Here is a 21436-nt window from a genome sequence, read left to right as displayed (position 1 = left end):
TTTTATTTTTTTAGAAACCTATATTAATACCTAAATTCAACATCGCTGGGCGAGGTGTTGTTGCTCTGTCTCTTCCGTTTAGTCCAACTTCCGGATCTTGCCCACTGTACTTGGTCCACGTAAACAGATCATATCCTGTTGCATAGGCACTTAGTTGTTTGACCTTTAATTTTTCACATATGGAGTGTGGTAAACGATATGCCAAGGTTATATTCTTTAAGCGCACATAACTTCCGTCTTCAACAAAACGATCACTCCCCAAGTAATTAAATCCTCTACCAAATAATGCACGTGGTACATCTGTTACATCTCCTGGTTTACGCCATCTGGATAATACCGCTGTACTCTGGTTATTTGTACCTCTCATATTTTCAGTATTAATCCTAGTCTCATTAATAATCTTATGTCCTAATCTAAAGTGGAAAAATGTATTAAGGCTAAATGACTTATAAGTAATACTCGGACCAAATCCTCCTGTTACCAAAGGCCTGTTATTCCCTAAATAAACAATATCATTTTCGTCAATAACTCCATCATAATTTATGTCCTGATATTTGGCATCACCTCCTCTAAAAGTAATTCCATTAGCACTTTTTAGATATACTAATTCACCTTCCGGATTGGTCAAAGGGTTTCCATTTTGGTCCGTAGCAATCGCAGCATTATCATCAGTAAAAACACCCAAGCTTCTATAACCGTAAAAACTTCCTACTGGTTTTCCAATTTCAATCCTTGTAGCATAACTACCATTGGCATATGTATAATTTTGAGTGGCAATATTCTCTGGAAGACTTAATTGAATGTTCTTATTTCTGGCTAGATTCCAATTAATCTGAAATCTCAAATTCTTATTATTTATAAGTTGCCAGAATCCACTAAACTCCACACCACGATTTTCCATATCTCCCTGGTTTACCCAACCAATTCTTGAGAACCCAGTTGTTTCCGGTAATGTAACATTAGGAACAAGGAGATCTTCTGTTTTTCGTACATAATAATCAAAGGTCAGGTTCAGGCTATTATTTAACAGAGAGAAATTGGCTCCAAAATTCACACTTTTAGTAAGCTCCCATTTCAAATTATCCAATGTTATTGATTGTGGTGCCAAAGCCTGTTGGTTAAGGTAAAAACCATTAGTTCCGTAAGACCCAAAAGACGGATATGCTGTAGCCGGTGAATTACCTACCTGGGCATAACTTACTCTAAATTTAATATCGTCAACCCAAGAAACATTCTCCATGAACTTCTCACTACTCAGTCTGTATGCAATACTTCCATTTGGGAAATAAGCATAACGCTTGTCGGCTCCAAACTTACTTGATCCATCTGCTCTTATTCCTGCACTTAAAATATACTTATCATTAAAAGTATAATGCGTGTTTAAAAGTGCTCCTACATCTCTTCTTTTGGAAGATCCATTTCCAATGGCACCAACAACCCCACCACTTAATGGTACTGTTAAATTACTATGTCCTGTATTACCAATACGGTTGTTAAAGGCCAAACTACTGGTCTCTAAAGTTTGTAATAACAAGAGACTAATAAGTCTATGTTTGTCACCTAAATAAGGTCTAAATGTTAGCTTATTATTGGTTTGAATCGTAAACCCTTCTCCATTATTTTCTGTAGCTTCATTAGCGGTTGTACTTAGATAACTTTCACCACTTGCTATTTGAGGAACAAAATCATTTTGTTTAGTAATATTCTTATCAAAAGAAATATTAGAATCTATAGTCAAGGCTTTTGATATCTTATAATTAAAACGAAAAACCGATCTTATTTTATTAGCCACCAATTCACTTTGTCCTTCATTTACCATTGCTAATGGGTTGATGGTATTATTCTGAAAGTTTTCGTTTGGTGTAAAATATCTATTAGTAATATTCCCTGTTTCATCAAATTGATACGGGTTCATATTTGGCATCTTATAAAATGCCAAAGAACGTACTTGTGATTCTCCGCTTTCACCTAATGCTCTATTAGGCTTAGGTATTGAATTTCTATTACTAACTATATATGAGAAATCGGTTGAAAAAATCAATTTATCTGATATTTCATAATCTATATTTGCACGAGTACTTAAACGATTGAAGTCCGTACCAATAGTTGTACCTATATCATTTAAATAACCAAGACTAAAGCGATAACGTGCCTTTTCACCTCCTCCGGATATACTTAAGCTATGATCATGCGATATACTATTTTGTGAAATCAGATCAACCCAGTCTGTATTCTGATTGAATTCATTATAATGCACGTAATCAGGGTCTCCGTTTATATCTGGAAAATCCTGAAGTGTATTAATAAACCCTTCACTTCCTTCACTATCTAAATAACTATTCCAAAGTGCATCATTCATCAAAGCTATATAGTCATCCCCTTCAAGCATTGGTATAGGGTCTTGAAGAAAACGCGTCTTTAGCTTATATGAATAATTAAACCTTGTAGGTCCTCTTCTACCTCGCCTACTGGTTATTACTAATACACCATTTGCTCCTTTTGTTCCATATAGTGCCGTAGCCCCAGCATCCTTTAATACTTCAATGCTTTCAATATCCTCAGGGGCAATATCCACAAGTGAACCATAATCATTTGCATCCGCTGTTTGAAAGTCAAAATCATCTTGAATATTGGTTGGATATATAACGCCATCCAGTACTATTAATGGCTCCTGACTTGCATTTAAACTTGAAGTTCCTCTAATACGAATAGACATCCCTGCACCTGGTGAACCACTTGCAAAGGTCATATCAACATTGGTAAGTTGTCCTTGTAATGCATCTCCCAGGGTAGCTGCTCCAACCTCAGATAACTCACCCATTTTAAGCTTTTGATTTGCTGTGGTTAAATCTTTAAAAGGGACTTCCATAATCCCCGAATTACTTACATTTTTTGCTTTTCCATGCAAAACGATCTCATCAATTGTGGTTATATCTTCAACCATAACCACATCTATGGTAGATTGTCCATCAATCTTTAGTGTCTGACTCTTAAACCCAATAAAACTAAAGCGGATTGTGTTATACTTTTTATCATAGCTAATATTGTAAGTTCCATCAAAATCTGATGTGGCTCCTGAAACAAAACGATTGTTCTCAGAAACAATAATAACATTAACACCTATTAATGGTGCTCCTTTATCATCAGTAATATTACCTGTTATAGTTTCGTTTTGCGCATTTGTATTTAAACACCCAAGCAAAACAGTTATGAATAGAATCAATTTATATTTAAACATCTTTTTCTATTTTATTTAAAACTAATTACGTTGTCGATTTCATAAAGCAGCCCATTCTTACCCAAAGAAGCTGCTTCTATATTCACTATTGCCTCCTCATTATTTGCTCCAACAACTTTATACTCAGAGATTCCGGAAATAACCTTTAATAAATGATAAGTCTCAGCTTCGGCATCATCAATGGTGGCAGATTCAAGCCACTCATTTATGCTTTCTTTTGGTAAGAAATAGTTTGTACGCTGATCTTTAGCCGAGTTAACGAAGAAATAACTTAACCATTCTTTCAACTGGGTGTTCTGATCTCCATCTGGCAATGGAATTTCTCCATTTGCCTGTGCCTCTGCAATTGCCGCATTTGATGGAATAAAAGCAGTGTATTTTCCGGATTTTAAAAATTTAAGTCCAATAATGTCATTTCCTGCCGTATTACTTTTCTTGTAACCATCAACGGAAACTATCAAATCATTAAATGCTTTGAATCTATCATGCAGGGCGATATGAAATGCCAGATCTTTAGTTGGTGCCATTATTGGATTATCTGTTCTATAAGATTTTCCATTAATAGTCTCTATAGGGTCTCCTACCAGTTGGGGAGTTCCTCCAATTTCTTCATTTCCTCCTGACCAAACTTGATTCCCTTTGGCAAAAGTGACGCCAAACTTATTTTGATTTGAAATAACTTGAATGTCATCCGAAAAAACAACTTCTCCGGTAATGGTGTGGTAACCAACCAATGACGATAAACGCGACCTATTCAACGGGCGTTCCTGCCCATTTTCTTCCATCAAAAACTCTTCATCGCCAACAATATCAGGATCGCCAAAATCTATGGAAAGTCCAATGTTCTCCCAGGAATCGTTATGTGGAATAAAGGTGGTATACTCTAAACTTTCGTTTAAATACTGCGGTAATGTTCCCGAATTTTCCAGAATATAGAGATAAACTCTATAATTAGCTTCTGTAAACGGTATTTTTAATACTGTATTAAACAATAAAATATCTGGAGTTTCATTTATACCATAATAAACACCATTACTTGCACATTCTCCTACAGCTAAACCTGTTGGAAAAACTATAGGAATATTGTAATCATTCAAAACCTTTCTACCTTCAATTCTTTCAGGAAATGAAAAATCATATTCAGTAATAAAATAGTTAAGAATATACTTTTTGGTTATTAATGGAATATTATCAAGTGTAGGGTAATCAGCATTTAAGACATTGTTTTCCAACCACAACTTCAAACTAGTATCATATGGCACAAAAGCATTGATGTTGTATCTATGATTGCCCTCATAGTTTGTAGTTAAATCCTCCTCATTAGATAAATTCTTCCTAAAAACATCAAAGGTGTAGTAAGATGTAAACAAACTGTCCTGATCTATACCCCCGTATTTTCTGGTAATATCCTCATCATATCTAAAGTATTTAAACTCGTCAAGCATGGACAAGAAGTAGTCGTGTTTATCTGAGTTTCTCTTAAGAATATCGTATATATTATCAAGAGGTTCAACAACTTCATTTATTGTATATAGATAGCCATTCTCTGCAGGTATCTCATAGTCTTCAACCATGGCATTCCCATAATAAATGGCATCATCCATATAGGCATTCTCAAAGAAATAATTAAAATTGGTAGCAGGGTTAGAAACGTTAGCTAAATCAAAGCGTTGTTTATGAAACAATGGTACCCATTTGTTATTTTTAAACAACCTCTTTGTTCTATTATCTCGAACATCTAACACCTCTTCGGCATCATACCTCAAAAATGTAGGTAAACGCACTATAGGTTCTTCAAATAAATCAATTAGCCTCTCCTTGGTATAAGTGTTTTGGACTAAATGATAAGTGATTATACTCTTTAATACATCTTCCGGGATATCATCCAATCCAGAAACTTGCTTTTTATTAAAGTATGCAGTAAATGCATCATCGCTTGGTGCAAAAACAGTTAAATTGGCACGTCCTGAGACCTGCTTTAAATAACCTACTTTTTTAAGCCCCTCAAGAAATATAGTATAGTTTCCCCGGTTTTCAAGAATTGAAGCGATATCTCCCTCCAACCAATCCGGTTTGCTATACCTATCATGGGTATCATCCTCGCACCCAGCTAATGTTAATAGTACTAGTAATCTTAGAAAAAATAATTTTTTTTTCATACGCTAATGGTTTTCATAATTAATTGGTTTAGTTAAAAATTTGTTAGTTAATAGAATTTAAAATGAACAAGTACTTTGTTAGTTTTTAAAACAGTTTTGTTTAATATGGTTATTGCTTTCTCTTACCGAAAAACTGTTCTATAATGGGCTATGGTGCTTGCATTATTGGTTTCTTTTTTTGCAAAAAATCTGGTAATGAATAATGAGGTTGTTTTATATAAAAACGCTTCCTCATTGTATCCCTTCATTTGAACACCATATTATATGTTCATTTTTAACCTGAGCAAATATGTTCAATAACTCTTCTAAACAGCTTTAAATGTGTACAAAACAGTTTTAAAATTGTACGATGTATGAACACCTTAAATATTGTACACAAATCTTGAATTTTGTTCAGAGCTCTATACCCTCAAAAAATCAAACTTTCTTGAGCAATTAATGCGCTTTGTAGTAACAAACTCCGTTGTGAACTCTAGCATTATAAACAACTATTTTGCAGAAAATGGAAACAGAGTTTATACGTTTTGATATACCTAAGTTGAATTTAATAACATATTTTAAATTCGGTGCTGGAGATTAGTCTGACTAGCCAGAAGAATTTAGATATTGTAAAGGAAATGTTCTTTGAATACCCTAACAGTTGAGATAATATACTTGTATTAACTATAAAATAGCAATCTTAATTTGTTCTATTTAAAGTATACAATAAAGAGGCCTCCTAAGCTTTATTTACGAATAAATTGAAAATCTAAAAAATTATATCTCTGTTAAGAAAAGGAACTATTAATAAAACGGTATTCTTAACCTAAGGTTAGTTTTTACTACGGTATTCTGAAGGTGATATTTTATAATATTTCTTAAATACTGTACTGAAATAGGTTGGGTCTGAAAACCCACAACATATTGATATGTTGACAATACTATCATTAGTAGATTTTAATAATTCTGCGGCCTTTCGCATTCTTATATGTTGAATAAAATCATTTATTGTTTTTCCTGTTAAAGCCTTAATTTTTTCATAGACCAAAGTTCTACCTAGCCCTACTTCTTTAACAAAAGTATTTACATTAAATAATGAGTTATCTAAGTTCATTTCAACCACGCTGATGGCTTTGTCAAGAAATTTCTCATCTCTGGACGTCTGAGATAATTCGTTTAATTTTAAATCCAGATCATGGCTAAATCTATTTTTAAGGATTTTTCTATTCTTCAATATTCCACTTACTTGTGTCAGCAATATTTCGTTGTCAAATGGTTTAGGAATGTAAGCATCGGCACCTAACCTATAGCCCTCAAGCCTATTTTTAACATCCGATTTTGCTGTTAATAACACAATTGGAATATGACTGGTTCGTAAGTCTTCTTTTATTTTTTCACAAAGCTCCAAACCATCCATTATTGGCATCATCAAATCGGACAAAATCAAATCCGGTAACTCGAGCACTGCTCTATCAAAACCATCTCTACCATTATTGGCTTGAATAACGTTATAATGATCTTCAAATAAACCGGTTACATATTGACGAATTCCCCAGTCGTCTTCAACAATTAGAATCAAAGGGGCATCTTTATTTAATGTGCTTTTATTATCTTCTCTTTTTTTAATTGGTTCTTTCTTATACTCTTCTCTCAACACCTTAATCTCATCTACTGATTCGGTAATATTTTCTCCTAAAACATTATTTGGTAATTCTATAATAAAAGTAGCTCCTTCTCCAAATTCACTCTCTACTCTAATTTTACCGTTTTGTAGCTCGACTAATTTCTTTGCAAATGCCAGTCCAATCCCGGAACCAATCTCCTTATGATCAGACTGATAGAATCTATCAAAAATATTTAATAATTCTTCTTTCTGAATTCCTGTACCGGTGTCGATAACCTTAATTATTACACCATTTTCTTCTGCCTCCAATAGTTCTACTTCTATTTTGTCACCAGATTTTGTGTGCTTTAAAGCATTGCTTAAAAGATTGAAAAGAATTTTAAACAATTTATCTCTATCATAATTAAAGGGATAAGATTGAAAATTTGATTTAAAATTCATCTGGACACCGTCAAATTCTGCCTGATGCTCAAAATAATCCAAGGCGTTTCTACAATCAGAAACCAAATCGCCTTGTTCCATTTTCAGTTCTAAGCTAGACATTTCAGCTTTCCTAAACTCCAACAATTGTGTTATTAGCTCACTCATCCTTTTAGCATTCCTATACAAAAAAGGAAAATATCTCCGAATCTCTTCCGGCTTTTTATTACTTTTCACCATCTGCTCAAGTGGTGCCAATATCAAGGTTAAAGGTGTTTTTAATTCGTGAGAAATATTAGTGAAAAAACTTAATTTTAACTGGTTAATTTCTTTAAGTTTATCTCTTTTAAATCTCTCAAGCTTTAATTGGTTTAAAATTTTTGTTTTATTCAAGCTTTCTCTCCAAACCATTATAATACTTCCAAGTAAAAATAAAATTCCAAAACCTCTAACCCAGATTGTACGCCACCATGGTGGCCTTATTGTTAGATTTACCTTTGTAATTCTACTCCCCATGATCCCATTTTGGTTAGTAGCCTTAACCTTAAAGACATAATTGCCTTCCTTTAATTCAGAATAACTTGCAAAATTAGACTTACTTGTATGCCATATATTTTCAAAATTTTCAAGTGTATAAGAAAACTGCGTGTGCTCTCCGTTTAATATGTTAAAAGTATTAAATTCAAAATTGTAAGCTGTTGCCTTATAATCTACAACAACTCTACATGAATCTTGAATATTATAGCTTAACTGATCATTAATAATCTTTTCTTCTGATAGTATTTTTCTAGAAACATTAGTTATTGTTACCACAGGCTCTGTTTTATCATTAACCACCTCTTCTGGATCAAATACAACCATTCCATTATTATTCCCCATATAGAGCCTACCATCTAATGATTTCAAAACAGTACGATGGTATTCATTACCTCCAATTTCCCCTAAACTATTATAATATGACACAGAAGCATTTGAACTATCTCTATCAATCCTTATGAGTCCTTCATTGGTTCCGGCCCAAATTTGGTTTTTATTATTATAAAAAAGGGAGAAAACGATTTTTGGACTTTCTTTTTTCAAAAGCGTAAATTCTGAAACCTTATCATTCAATATATTGTATTCAAATAACCCTCCTCTATTTGTACCAAATAATATATTTCCATTTTTATCTTCAATCATGGTATAAATAACATTACCAATAGGTATCTTAATATTATTATTTCTTATTTCCTTAATTACCTTATTATCCTTAACAGAATAACAAGACATGCCACCAATATAGGAAAACCACATATTACCATTGGCCGTTTCCAAAACATGATAAAAATAATTTGGCACTTGGAATTTATCTGCTTTATTCTGTTCCTTATTTATACTATGCAGTGCATCTCTTTTTTTGTTAATTTTGAAAATTTCCAAACCTGTTGATATCCATATATTTCCTAAGGCATCTTTATATAATCGTTGTGTTCTGTCACTTTTAACTTTACCTAAAAGTGGATGTTCTTCTACATTTACGAACTCTTTATTCTTTTTATCAAAAAAATAGAGTCCTTTACGATATGAAGAGATTAATAAAAATCTATCAGAATAGCTTACAATGGAAATAATTTTAACAACATCTGGATGTTCAAAATACTTAAAAGTATCTGTTTCCTCATTTAAAAGGTTCAATCCCCCCCCATCAGTGCCAATCCAAATGTTTTTATCATCATCTTCTAAAATACAACTAACCGCTGCTGCAGATGGCCCATAAATGGCACCATTCAAATATTTATAATGTTTAAAAGAGGTAGGAGACAATATTATTAGACCAGCTCTAACCGAGCCCAATAAAACAATATTGTTATCTTTGAAAATTAACTCCTGTAAAGAATTTTCGGGAAGTACACCACTTACATTAACACCTGATTTTAACCTGGACTCTTCATTTAACAATTCATCGAAAATTAAAACACCATCTCCATCCGTTATTACCCACAGTGTATTGTCCGTTTTATTATAATTAATCCCTAAGACTATAGGATTATTATAGTTTTGAAATAACTTTGGCTTATGATTAATTATCTTTCCTGATCTGTTTAAATGATAAAGGCTATTAATAGTACTAACATAAATGCCTTTCTCTGTAATAACAAAATCTACAAAGGGCTCTCCTTTTAAATCAAAAAACGGTAAGAGCTTTCCAGTATCTTTTATAATTTCTACGATACCTTCAGTATAGCTTAAAGCTATTAACCTGTCTTCATCTAAGGATGCTACTTTCAAAAAAGGGGATTGTCCTATATTTGGTGATATATCGTTTACCTGAACTGATTTATCCTCTTTATTATATTGTATAAGTTTATTCCCAGAACTTATTAATATTACATTATCCGAATCCTCGGTAATATTGTTTCTTCCCGAGATCTGTCTATTAAATGGACTTCTATTAAAATCATCAGATTTAGGATTATAACATGCTCCTCCCCATTGTGTTAAAACCCACAAGTTTCCCTGATCATCTTTATGGAGATCCTGTATATGATTATTAGGGATCGAGTTTTCATCAGAGTTGTCAAAAAAATATTTATAGACTTGCCTTCCATCGTATCTGTTTAAACCAAAGGTGGTTCCTATCCAGATATTTCCAACTTCATCCACCTCTAAAGCTGTGACCGAATTTTGAGATAAACCGTCTAAGCTTGAAATTTGTTTAATATCATAATTTTGGGATGCCACTATGCCTGAACTGAAAAAACATAGAATAAATAAAATAAGCTTTAATTGTGCTATCATAATAAGATTAAGGCAGCTACTCTTGCAGTAATTATCAAATTTAACGTTTTTTAACAAACTGACTAAACTTTATATATTGTTATTCTAAATTCACACCTTGAATTCGTTTACTTTCTTGTTTATACATTATAATTTTTCAATACCCCTAAACTCCCATAGAGATATTGATATCTATATATCTAATTATCGTTATTAACGTTTTTTGCTCTCCCTCTTATATCATTCAATAATTGCTCAAGTTCTTTAACTTTTTCAGTATTATCATTGTACAAATTGTTTTGTTCAAATGGATCCTCTTCAATATTGTACAACACTTTAAGAGTATTGTCTTGTTTACTATTATTTTTCTCCTTTATCCATTTTGGCTCTTTTGTTACGCTTCCAGTTTTATTTTCTATCAGCACCCAATTCCCTTTACGAACTGCAAACTTGCCGTTAACAGCATGATAAACCAAGGCCTCTCTATTTGCAGGCATCTCTGAAGAAAAAATTCCCTTAGAAAAATCTTTACTATCCTCTCCAGCATTTTCCGGAAGCTTATAATCTACAATATTTGCAAGGGTTGCCATAATATCTATTTGAGATATAAGATTACTATTTACAGATTTTTTTTCTACTTTCCCGGGATACTTGACAATAAATGGAACACGATGTCCTCCTTCCCATAAGTCACGTTTCACACCTCTCCTGCTTCCCATGCTATAATGTTCATAATTTTTAATTCGATTATAGGCATATAATTCCGGACCGTTATCACTTGTAAATACTACCAGAGTATTTTCTTCTATCCCTTTTTCTTTAATAGCATTCAACACCTCTCCTACCATCCAATCTGTTTGTACCATATAATCACCATACCCACCTGCTTTAGATGTTCCTTGAAAGCGTTTTGCCGGTACAATAGGTGCATGTGGAGAAGGCATTGAAAAATACATAAAGAACGGTTTATCATCTGTTTCTTGGTTGCCAATCCACTCTACTGCCTTTTCTGTTAATTTAATGGGTACATTAGGAATGTCCCAATTTTCAACTGCCGGCCCTGGTCTACATTCCCATGATCCCTCTGCAGTACTTGTTTTTCCATTATCTAATAAAGCTGTGGGGGTATTTAAAAACATATTATTTTCCATCCAAACATAAGGTGGAAAATTGATTGTGCCGTCTCCATAATAGTAATCAAATCCAAAAGCATTCGGCCCACCCTCTACGGGTTTTTCCCAATCAAAATCTTCCGGATTATAAACGACATTGTTACCATCACTCCACCCGGATTTCTTAGGATCATTCTGGCCAATACCTTCTTTAAAAGGATAGGTCATGCCCAGGTGCCATTTGCCAATAGCTGCTGTTTTATAGCCGCTTTCCTTTAACATTGAAGCTATGGTTAATCTTCCTTTCTCAATAGCAGGGTCTCCCCAAGCCCTTACAATTCCTTTCTTTAAATGACCTCTCCAATGGTATCTTCCCGTTAACAGAGAATATCTACTGGGAGAACAAACAGTTGAAGCACTATGAGCATCAGTAAACCTCATCCCTTCATCAGCTAGTTTATCAAGATTTGGGGTTGGGATTTTTGAGTCCTTATTGAGGGCATTCAAATCTCCGTAGCCCATATCATCTGCATAAATAATTATAATATTAGGCTTTGATTTGGAAGTGTTATCTACAGCGAGGGGCTTTTCTTTTGTTTTACAGCTTTCTAACAAAAAAAATATTACAAATAAACTATAGATAAAAGGTTTTATTGTTCTCATTTTTTCAACTATTTAGTTCTTTTATTATTCTGTAATAATCCCAAATTCAGCATAACCTGCCACACTATCACTGCTCGTATTACTTAATGCTCTAAGCTTAACGAAACGGGTTTTAACGGGTGCAAAATTCTTAATTTGCCAAATAGGACTGTTCTTAATATTTGAAAACTCTCCCGAAGAAACAGTCTGCCATTTTTTACCATCTATAGAGGTTAAAAATTCATAATTAAAAATAATGCCTTTTGAATGCCTACTTGCAGTTTGATCTGGTAAGTAAGTAAAACCTATTACAGTTAGTGTTTTACCTAAGTCCACATCTAAATCAATTGGAAATTCTTTTGCGGTTTGAAACCACTTAGAATTTACGTTTCCATCAAAAATATTTGTTGCTGCCGAATCATTTGAAAGGTAGACTTTCCAATCTTTTTTACTTATATCGAATTCTTTAGTTACAACTGGGCTCTTTCTTTCTGAATCATTATCAATTGCAATTGCCTTAATAGTTCCTTTTTTGTCAAAATTAAAAGCATTCAGATATCTATTGGATTTAGTATTTGGTACGCTACCATCTACAGTATAAAATATATCTAATCCTTTATTAGCTATATTAATATTAACAAGACCTTCTTGGTCTCTAATAATCTCAGGTGTTGTAATTAATTTTGGTGCATTGTAGATCCCTATATTTGAAATAACTAAGCTTCCTTTCGCTTTTTTAATTGAGAACTTTACGCTTTTAGATGTAATTGCTGGAAATCTTAAAATACGCTTATAACCAATTGTTGTTTCATTTGCTATTTCTTCCCAAATACCTTTATCATCTAGAACCTCTAAAGTAAATTTTTCGACACGTTGTCCTAAAGAAATATCTTCTTGCACAAGAAATCTATTAAAAGTAATTGGTGCATCAAAACTAAACAATAGTGATCCGGATGTCACCCCATCATCAGTAGCCCAATATGTAGCTTTATCAGAATCATTTACATTTGCACCATGATATTCACGAGAATTCCCTCTAACATTTGAAGCTGTAATATCTGTAACATTTAATAATAGATTATTGGCGAAATCAGCTTGAATTTTTTTTTGCCACGCCGTTACATATTCCGCTTCAACCTCATGTATTAGGCCTCTATCATCAATTGGGAAGTTTAACAACCCTGTACCATTTCTTCCAACGGACTCATAATAATAATCCATTAGCCATGATATATCCTTAACTTTATGATCCTCAGATTTATGATAAAACCAACCTGGCCTAATGGACACATTAATTTCTGCTGGCACCCAATAATTACCATCTTCATGTCCCGGGTTTAATTCTTTATACCTGGGCCACCCAGGCCAAACTTCATCTCTTCGTAGGGTTGCCCAATTAGTCTTTCCAGCAATACCCTTTTCATTACCACACCATCTTATATCAGGCCCTCCGTCACTAAATATTAATGCATTGGGTTGTAATTTTTTAACTAAAGCATTGGTCGTTTTCCAATCATAGTATGTTTTACGATCTACAGAGCGTTTCTCGTTAGCTCCGTTGTAATATCCTGTCCCTCCATTAGCACCATCAAACCAAACTTCAAAGACATCTCCATAATTAGTAAGTAATTCAGTAAGTTGATTTCTAAAATAATCAATGTATTCGGGAGTTCCATAGATTCCACTGTTTCTATCCCAGGGAGACAAGTAAACACCAAACTTAAGTCCATATTTTTTACAGGCTTCAGACACTTCTTGAACCAAGTCGCCTTTTCCTTCCCGCCAGGGTGAGTTTTTAACAGAATATTCAGTGTATTTTGAAGGCCATAAGCAAAATCCGTCGTGATGTTTTGCCGTCAAAATCACACCTTTTAGGCCAGCTTCTTTTATAATTCTACACCATTGTTCTGCGTCTAATTCCGATGGATTAAAAGCAGCAGCAGGGACATTCCCATAGCCCCATTCTTTATCAGTAAATGTATTAGGCCCAAAGTGAATAAAAGCATTTCGCTCCATTTCATGCCATTTTATCTGATTCTCAGTTGGTACTACGGCTAAAGGTTTGGGTGCTGGGGTACCTTGACACCCAATCAAAGATATTCCAATAAAAATCTGAACTAAAATTAGTGTGTTTTTCATATTGTTTGTTATAGTTAGCATTGTACTTTAAATACTAAGAATTTAACATTAATAATAACTATAAATTATTTAAAAATGGTTATTAAACATTCATAGCTCATACTATTCTTCTTTTATAATTTGTAGTAACTGTTATATCTGTGTTTACCTTCATAATTAATCACTTTGTTTTGTTGCATAAACATAATATGCTCCATACTTGTTTCCGTTTTCATCAATAAACCACGCTCTTATTTGAGTTACCCCCTTATCTAATTCTACATGAAAGGTTATGTCTTTATCTAAAGAATTTATTTGTTTTTCTTTATAAATACTTCCAATTTCCAAAGCAACCTGGACTATGGTATCTGGTTTTGATTTCTGTATTTTAGGTAAATCTTTACCATAACCATAATCATCTACAAGCTTTCCACGTCTATATATATCTTTTGTTTTAGGTTCCAACTCAAAGGCATTTATAGACTCATTCAATTCTCTTGGCCAGCGACGAATATTAAAACTATAGGTGCCTTTCTTTGCAATTTCAACAGGCCAAAAACCACTACTTTGCACTCCTACTTCTATATGAGACTGATCCCATGTATTCTCAATACCATCTCTTATTAGTGCATCTGGGGCAAGTAGAGTTTCTTTATCTTTCCCAGAACCTATAATTGGCCGAGGAAACGGATACTTATTCATACCTAATTCATCCCAATATGCATCATATTTTAGATTCAATGTTTTTACAACTTCAGGGAAGTTTTTTGCTAAATTGTTTTTTTGGCCAGGATCTGTTCTAATTTGATACAGTTCTTTCCCTTTAATCAACCTCCATTCTCTGGTAGCAACCAAACTGTTCATCCCTTTTACAGGAACCTCTCTGGTATTTTGCTGATGCATAATTAAAAAGCGGTCTTCCAATGTTTCTTTTTTACCTGTAAGCAAGGGTTCCAGGCTCTTTCCATCAAATTTCAAATGACCTTTCACCGGTGATTTTAAATCGCATAAGTTAATTAAAGTTGGTAACAAATCTATTTGAGCCGTAAACTCATTTATATCAATTCCCTTATCAAACCCTCCTTCAGGCCAATAAATAAATAGAGGTACACGGTGCCCTCCTTCATACATAGACCCTTTTTTTCCCTTCATCCCATCATTAAATATTTCATTACCACCAGAGGTTCCGTTATCTGTAAGGAAAATGATTATTGTATTTTCATTAAGGTTATTTTTCTTTAGATATTGACGAAGCTTTCCTAAATTAGAATCAAAGTGCGTAAGAGTTGCTAAAAAGTCTTTTTTTGCATCCCAATTTTTATAATTCACACTATCTACGTTTTCATAATCTTTATACCATTCTTTTTTAACATTCCAGGGTTTATGAGGTACATTAGTTGCTAAATACACAAAAAAAGGCTGGTCTTTACTTTTATCAATAAAGCTTATGGTTTCGTCAAAAAAAACATCTGTACCAAACCCTGCAAATTTTTCTTGAACGCCGTTTCTATAATAGGTGTCATTCATCCTGTCATTACCCCAATAATCACTTGCTGAACCAGTGCCTCCATCACCATGACCTACCCAATGATCAAAACCTCTATCTATAGGCCTATATGGATAATTTTGCCCTAAGTGCCATTTACCAAAATGCCCGGTACGATACCCTGATGCCCTAAAAAACTCAGCCATAGTGGTTTCATTAATGTTTAGATGGTTTCTAGCATAAACCGTTGATCTCACATGGGTACGATCAGACATTCTTCCTGTCATAAGTGCTGCTCTAGTGGGTGCACAAAACGGATTTACATGAAAATCTGTAAATCTCATACTTTCTGAATGAAGCTTATCCAAGTGAGGTGTTTTTACAATTGGATTTCCATGTGCTGCAATATCACCATACCCTTGATCATCTGTCAAAATGAGTATAACATTTGGAGGGGTATTATCTGCTCTTTTTTTGTCTTTGGTGCAACCCAATAATAGTATACTTCCAATTATATATAGTCCAATAATATAAAACTTCATATTCTTATTTTCTATTAATATATTCTTAATCCAAGATAAAAAGGACTTCAACTCTTCGAGTCCTTTTATCCAGCAATTCTAATTCAATTTTATTCCTTTAGTAAGTCATTTATTTTTACTCCGAATAGGAACAAATACCATAAAGGAATCATCTTTCTTTTTTACAGCTAAGCAAAGTGTTTTGGGTTTCCCTTCTTCTAAATAAATGAATGGGCGCTCCATTCTATCAGGTTTTATAAAACCATTTCCTTTTAAAGGAATAGACTTTTGCATAATTTGCTCCTCATTAGCTGGCACCCAATCAATCCCGTTTTTAGATGCTATTAATCCAATAAATGTATGTGCATGATAGATACCATAAAAACGATTTCTTTTATTATCGAACCATATGGACATATCTTCTGTATCACGGTAATCAATAACCGGTTTAGGTTGCATTATAAAGGGGCCATCCGGAAATTTTGATATTGCAATGGCCTGGTTTCGAATAAACTTTTTTTCATCAGGTTTGTCTCCCTTAACAACCAGGTAATATTTGCCATCTGCACCTCTGTCAATTGCAGGATTTACTGTAAGTGTTGTAATAGGCCCCGAAGGCTCAACAATCGGATCATTTAAGCGCTTCCAAGGCCCATCTAAAGATGTAGCTATGGCAACGCCGGTTCGCATATTGGGACGCAGGGTTCTCCAGTTTGCATCATTCTTCCTGTTCTTCGCTGCTTTAATAAGGTCATTATTAGTATAAAGTTTACCTCCCAAATGGGACCCTATATAATATAAGTAATATTTACCATCAAAAAACTTGATTTTAGGATTATGAGCCGTAATAGCATCCCAGCCATTTCCGCCTCTTCCTTTTAGAACAGTTTCTTTATATTGCCATGGTCCATCAGGATTTTTAGAAACTGCATGTGCAATCTCAGAATGTGTGAGCCAAGCATAAAAACCGTATTCTCTTTTCCAGCGTGAATAAAACAAGTGGTAAAGATTATCTTTTCCTTTAATAATAGAGGCACCCCAATTGTAGTAATCTTTATCTTTAAATATATTGTCTTCAGTTACAGGTTGTAATCTATTTTTAAAGGATAAGTCATCAGCCAAAGCTACTTTCTTTGTCGATTGACAGGAAATCAATACAAGTAATATTGAAAACAATAAGCATAAAGGACGTTTTGTTAATTTCATAATTTCTACAGATTGGAGGCGCCTTTTTATAAATCTCAATTGGCCTCGATTATTTTTTGAATTTTAGGATATTCCTTGCAACTCATCACACACAAAAAACCAACCATTGTTAGGATGATTAAGTAATGCTTTCTGTTTTCATAATATGTACTGCAATACCAGGTCAAGACAGTTAATTTAATATGATCTTAAACACGTATGCATAATCACAAGGTTTTTGGTCAGGAAAAGTAATTTTTAAGGCATCGTTTTCTCTTGACCAAACTATGTCTCCATTATAACCTATTAAGGATAAGTCCTTAATCTTAAGCTCTGGTTGAGCGCTTTTCGATAAAGACTGAATCGATATAGCTTCTTTTGCTCCTGGCCAGTCCATAACTATAGCATATAGGGTATTATTCTTTTTAGTAAATCGAATATCTGAACTGGAAAATTTCGTATTTTCCCCTTCATTTAAATGCCCTTCTACCATTTCTGTATTACCTTCTCCAAAATTTTTCCACGGCCTGGTTCCGTAAATCGCTTCGCCGTTAATATCCAGCCAGTTACCAATATCTAAAAGTGTATTTCTCTGAATTTCAGGTATAGTTCCATCTGCTTTTGGTCCAACGTTCAATAATAAAGCGCCATTTTTACTCACTATATCAATAAGTTCATCTATTATATAGTTTGGTGTTTGCGAAATCCATCTATCGTCATAATACCATGAATTTGCACCAATCGAAGTATCTGTTTGCCAGGCCTCATCTCTTATATCTGCCAATTTACCACGTTCAATATCTAGCATATGGGTGCCTTTTGGATAAGATTCCTGTTTCATATTTTTGGTTTGAAGTACAAAAGTCTTATTATTTTGAAGCCCTTTATTGTAATAATAGGCTGCTAATTTTTTATGATAAGGAATAAATTCAGGCTTGTCTAAATAAAAATCAAACCAAAGAATATCTGGTTCATATAAGTCAATAATTTCTTTGGTTCTGGGCCACCACACGGTTTTGATCCACTCATCACTAATTGGACCGTTCAATATTTTATTAGGTGAATACAAATCAACATGTTTTGAGTCCCAGGTATCAAACTTTTCACTCTTAGGATAAAAATTATAGTTATATGCCAAGTGTGAAGACGCACCAAAAATAAGGCCTTGAGCCTGAATCTCTTTTTTTAGTTCTTTAAGGATATCTATATGAGGCTCCATATCAACCGAATTCCACCTTGTTTTAGTTGAGTTATACAAAGCGTACCCATCGTGATGTTCTGCTACGGGAATAACATATTTAGCCCCTGCCTTTTTAAAGAGTTCTACCCAGGCTTTGGCGTTGAATTTTTCAGCCTTAAACATAGGAATGAAATCTTTGAATCCAAACTTAGACTGGTCGCCAAATGTCTCCTTATGAAATTTATAGGCCGGATGTTCTTTTTTGGAGATACCTTCTTCTCCGCTCATGTACATTCGCATGGGATACCAATCGGAGTATTTGGCCGGAACAGCACTGGGGCCCCAATGAATAAAAATACCAAACTTAGCATCTTCCATCCATTTGGGGATTTCAAATTGTTGCAGAGATTTCCAATTTTCTTCATATAAAATCTGGCTTTCCGAAGCTGTATTTTCCTCTTGTTTTTGTTTACATGAAAATATCATGAATGCCATTAGTACTAGCAGTACTTTATTTAATTTTAAGTAACACATATTTTTAGTTTAATTCTACCATATCCAACCATTTTTCCTGAATACCGCTACCGGGTTCAATACGTTGGAATTTTGCCACGTATTCCTGCCATTCCATTTCCCTTGGTAATTTTTGCCATTTCGGACCTTCAATGGCCAGGTCAAAATCTGGCCTTGTATCCATAATAAGCATAGCCCTGGTTCCATATAAATACAGCTCCATGTCCTTAACTCCAATGGTTTTCATATTATTTATAACTTCGGGCCACGATTTACCTATACCATGAATGGCTTTATATTCTGCGATCATTTCAGGATCTTCCTGTAATAACAATGTCCACACAAAACGCTTATGATCACCAAGCTTGGTTTTTAACTGTCCTTCCTCCGGGCTGTAAACCTTTTTTTGTTCCATTTTGAAAATACGTTCCAAAGGCTTATTATAATCTTCCAAATGAATGTCTTTACTCTCCAATTGACCAATCAAATCAGCAAATTCCTCATTAACTTTCAAAACGTTTAATAACTGATCACAATTAAAATTTGGATTGGTATCAAATACCAAAAAAATGCCGTTATCTTTTTGATATGCTTTAGACACATATATGTCTTTTTCACCTTTGGAAAGCACACCCCAATTTAACGTTTTGAATAATTTTAAAACCTCAGATTTTTCAGTTTCAACAAAAAAAGTAAAACGCCTAAATTGATCTTTCTCATATTTTGTTTCAGTAGTAATTAGTTCAGAACCAATAACCTCTGATGTCTTTTTTTCTTCCTTACAACTAACCATCAACTGTATTAAAAGGACAATAAATACATACTTTTTCATGATTCGCTTTGTTTTATATTAAACTCAATTAGTATGCAAGCATTTCTATTCCTAACCATAAAAGAGCTAGAACGCCCATTATTGCAATACCAATAATTCTATAATCTGTTATACCTTTTATTTTTGTAAAATAAGCCGAATTTGAGAAGGTATAATTTTGTTGTTCAGCAGTAGGGGGCTGAGTACAATAACTCATTGTAACAAAAATGATACAACAAACTACAAACGCCCACCACGCTTGCATCATAAAAATAACACCCCAGGTATCAGTTATAAGCTTTATCCCGTTCTCATCAGGAAAATCAAGACTAAACATTAATACTCCTATAACAAGTCCAAAAAGAAAGGTGATTTTAGCGGCCTCTTTGGTTCCTCTTTTCCAAAAATAACCAAGGATAAAAACAGCTGCTATAGATGGTGCAATACTTGTTCCTATAGAATTTACAATAGTAATAATAGATCCTCCTTTAGCTCCTGCTACCAATGAAAACAAAATGGCAATAACCATAACTATAAAAGCTGTAATTTTACCAATAGACACCAGTTTGGAGTCTTGTATTTTAGGGTTATATCTTTTTACTATATCTATTGAAATTAATGTTGAAGTACTGTTAAGAGCTGCAGCTACAGAGCTCATTAAAGCAGCTAAAAGAGAGGCGATAACAAGCCCTATAAGTCCCGTGGGTAATAGTTCTCTAACTAATATAGAATAGGTTTGTCCACTACCTGATGCATCAATGTGATCCTTAAAAAGCACATAGGCCAATAATCCCGGTAAAAGCATAAAAAACACAGGAGCGAACTTTAAAACAGCTGTAAACATAGGTCCGATACGAGCATCCTTTTCTGATTTCGATCCTAAAGCTCTTTGGACAATAGTTTGGTCTGTGAACCAATACCATATACCCAAAACAGGATAGCCTAACAATACAGCATACCAAGGTATTCCTCCGGTTTCTGCAACAACTGCATCTGAACGTAACATAGAAAGGCTGCCGGCTTGTATTTGTGATTTAAAGGCTTCAAATGAATTTATACCAACTTCAGGCAACATTAAAACCCCAAATACAGTGATTAATATACTTCCTCCTAATAGTAACACAGATTGAATAGATTCTGTGACGGCCACGGCTTTTAGACCTCCTAAAATAGTGTATAAAGCGGTTAAAAGTGAAATTATTAGTACGCCCCACAATTGATCCAGCCCAAAAAACTCTTTCATTATAGTAGCCCCTGCATATAAACTTATTCCTATATGCATTAATAATGCCGTTAAAATTGCAAATATCACCATAAAAGTTCTTGAGGATCCATCAAAACGTTTTTCAAAATACTCGGGTATGGTGCTTATTTTTTTTCTAAAGTAGAAAGGAGCCACAAATATCCCTAAAAAGACTAAACAGGGAATAGCCATCCATTCAAATATCCCATCAGACAAACCCGATACAAACCCTGACTCAGCAAACCCTACAATATGTACTGTGGATATATTGGAAGCAAAAAGTGATGCTCCCACAACTCCCCACCCCAAAGATCGTCCGGCCAGAAAATAAGTGTTAGAGCTTTGCTTTTTAAAGCCACCACCAACCCAAATTCCAATAATTACAATGCCTATTAGATATATTGCGATGATTAATAAATCAAGGTAAGAAATGTTCATAATACTTGCT

The 21436-nt window shown here is 33.9% G+C and carries 10 protein-coding genes; all 10 read right to left on the bottom strand.

All coding sequences use genetic code 11. The features are described 5' to 3' along the window. Nucleotides 1-10: 10 nt before the first annotated feature. A complete protein-coding gene (locus tag VOI54_RS09260; protein ID WP_326282477.1) occupies nucleotides 11-3238 on the bottom strand; it encodes a SusC/RagA family TonB-linked outer membrane protein in 3228 nt (1075 codons plus the stop codon). Between the two features lie 11 nt (nucleotides 3239-3249). Then, nucleotides 3250-5397, bottom strand: a complete 2148-nt coding sequence (locus VOI54_RS09255; protein ID WP_326282476.1) for a fasciclin domain-containing protein — start codon at nucleotides 5395-5397, stop codon at nucleotides 3250-3252. An 811-nt stretch (nucleotides 5398-6208) separates the two neighbouring features. Beyond that, nucleotides 6209-10198, bottom strand: a complete 3990-nt coding sequence (locus VOI54_RS09250) for a hybrid sensor histidine kinase/response regulator transcription factor (protein WP_326282474.1) — start codon at nucleotides 10196-10198, stop codon at nucleotides 6209-6211. 179 nt (nucleotides 10199-10377) lie between these two features. Beyond that, nucleotides 10378-11952, bottom strand: coding sequence for a sulfatase family protein (locus VOI54_RS09245; RefSeq protein WP_326282473.1), 1575 nt, complete (start codon nucleotides 11950-11952; stop codon nucleotides 10378-10380). Between the two features lie 24 nt (nucleotides 11953-11976). Then, nucleotides 11977-14070, bottom strand: coding sequence for an alpha-L-fucosidase (locus VOI54_RS09240; protein WP_326282472.1), 2094 nt, complete (start codon nucleotides 14068-14070; stop codon nucleotides 11977-11979). A gap of 156 nt (nucleotides 14071-14226) precedes the next feature. Further along, on the bottom strand, nucleotides 14227-16077 hold the full coding sequence (locus VOI54_RS09235) for an arylsulfatase (RefSeq protein WP_326282471.1): 1851 nt from the start codon (nucleotides 16075-16077) through the stop codon (nucleotides 14227-14229). A gap of 105 nt (nucleotides 16078-16182) precedes the next feature. Further along, on the bottom strand, nucleotides 16183-17262 hold the full coding sequence (locus VOI54_RS09230; protein WP_326282470.1) for a glycoside hydrolase family protein: 1080 nt from the start codon (nucleotides 17260-17262) through the stop codon (nucleotides 16183-16185). A 172-nt stretch (nucleotides 17263-17434) separates the two neighbouring features. Further along, nucleotides 17435-18955 carry an alpha-L-fucosidase gene (locus tag VOI54_RS09225; RefSeq protein ID WP_326282469.1) on the bottom strand — a complete coding sequence of 507 codons (1521 nt, stop codon included), beginning with the start codon at nucleotides 18953-18955 and terminating at the stop codon, nucleotides 17435-17437. Between the two features lie 4 nt (nucleotides 18956-18959). After that, nucleotides 18960-19766: an L-rhamnose mutarotase gene (locus VOI54_RS09220; protein WP_326282468.1), complete on the bottom strand. Its 807-nt coding sequence runs from the start codon at nucleotides 19764-19766 to the stop codon at nucleotides 18960-18962. A 28-nt stretch (nucleotides 19767-19794) separates the two neighbouring features. Continuing rightward, complete coding sequence (locus VOI54_RS09215) at nucleotides 19795-21426, bottom strand: sodium:solute symporter family transporter (RefSeq protein ID WP_326282467.1); 1632 nt, start codon at nucleotides 21424-21426, stop codon at nucleotides 19795-19797. Nucleotides 21427-21436 lie beyond the last annotated feature (10 nt).

It is taken from the genome of Alterotamlana spongicola (genome assembly GCF_035818475.1).
Lineage (GTDB): Bacteria > Bacteroidota > Bacteroidia > Flavobacteriales > Flavobacteriaceae > Cognatitamlana.
This window is presented reverse-complemented; position numbering and strand designations above follow the sequence as displayed.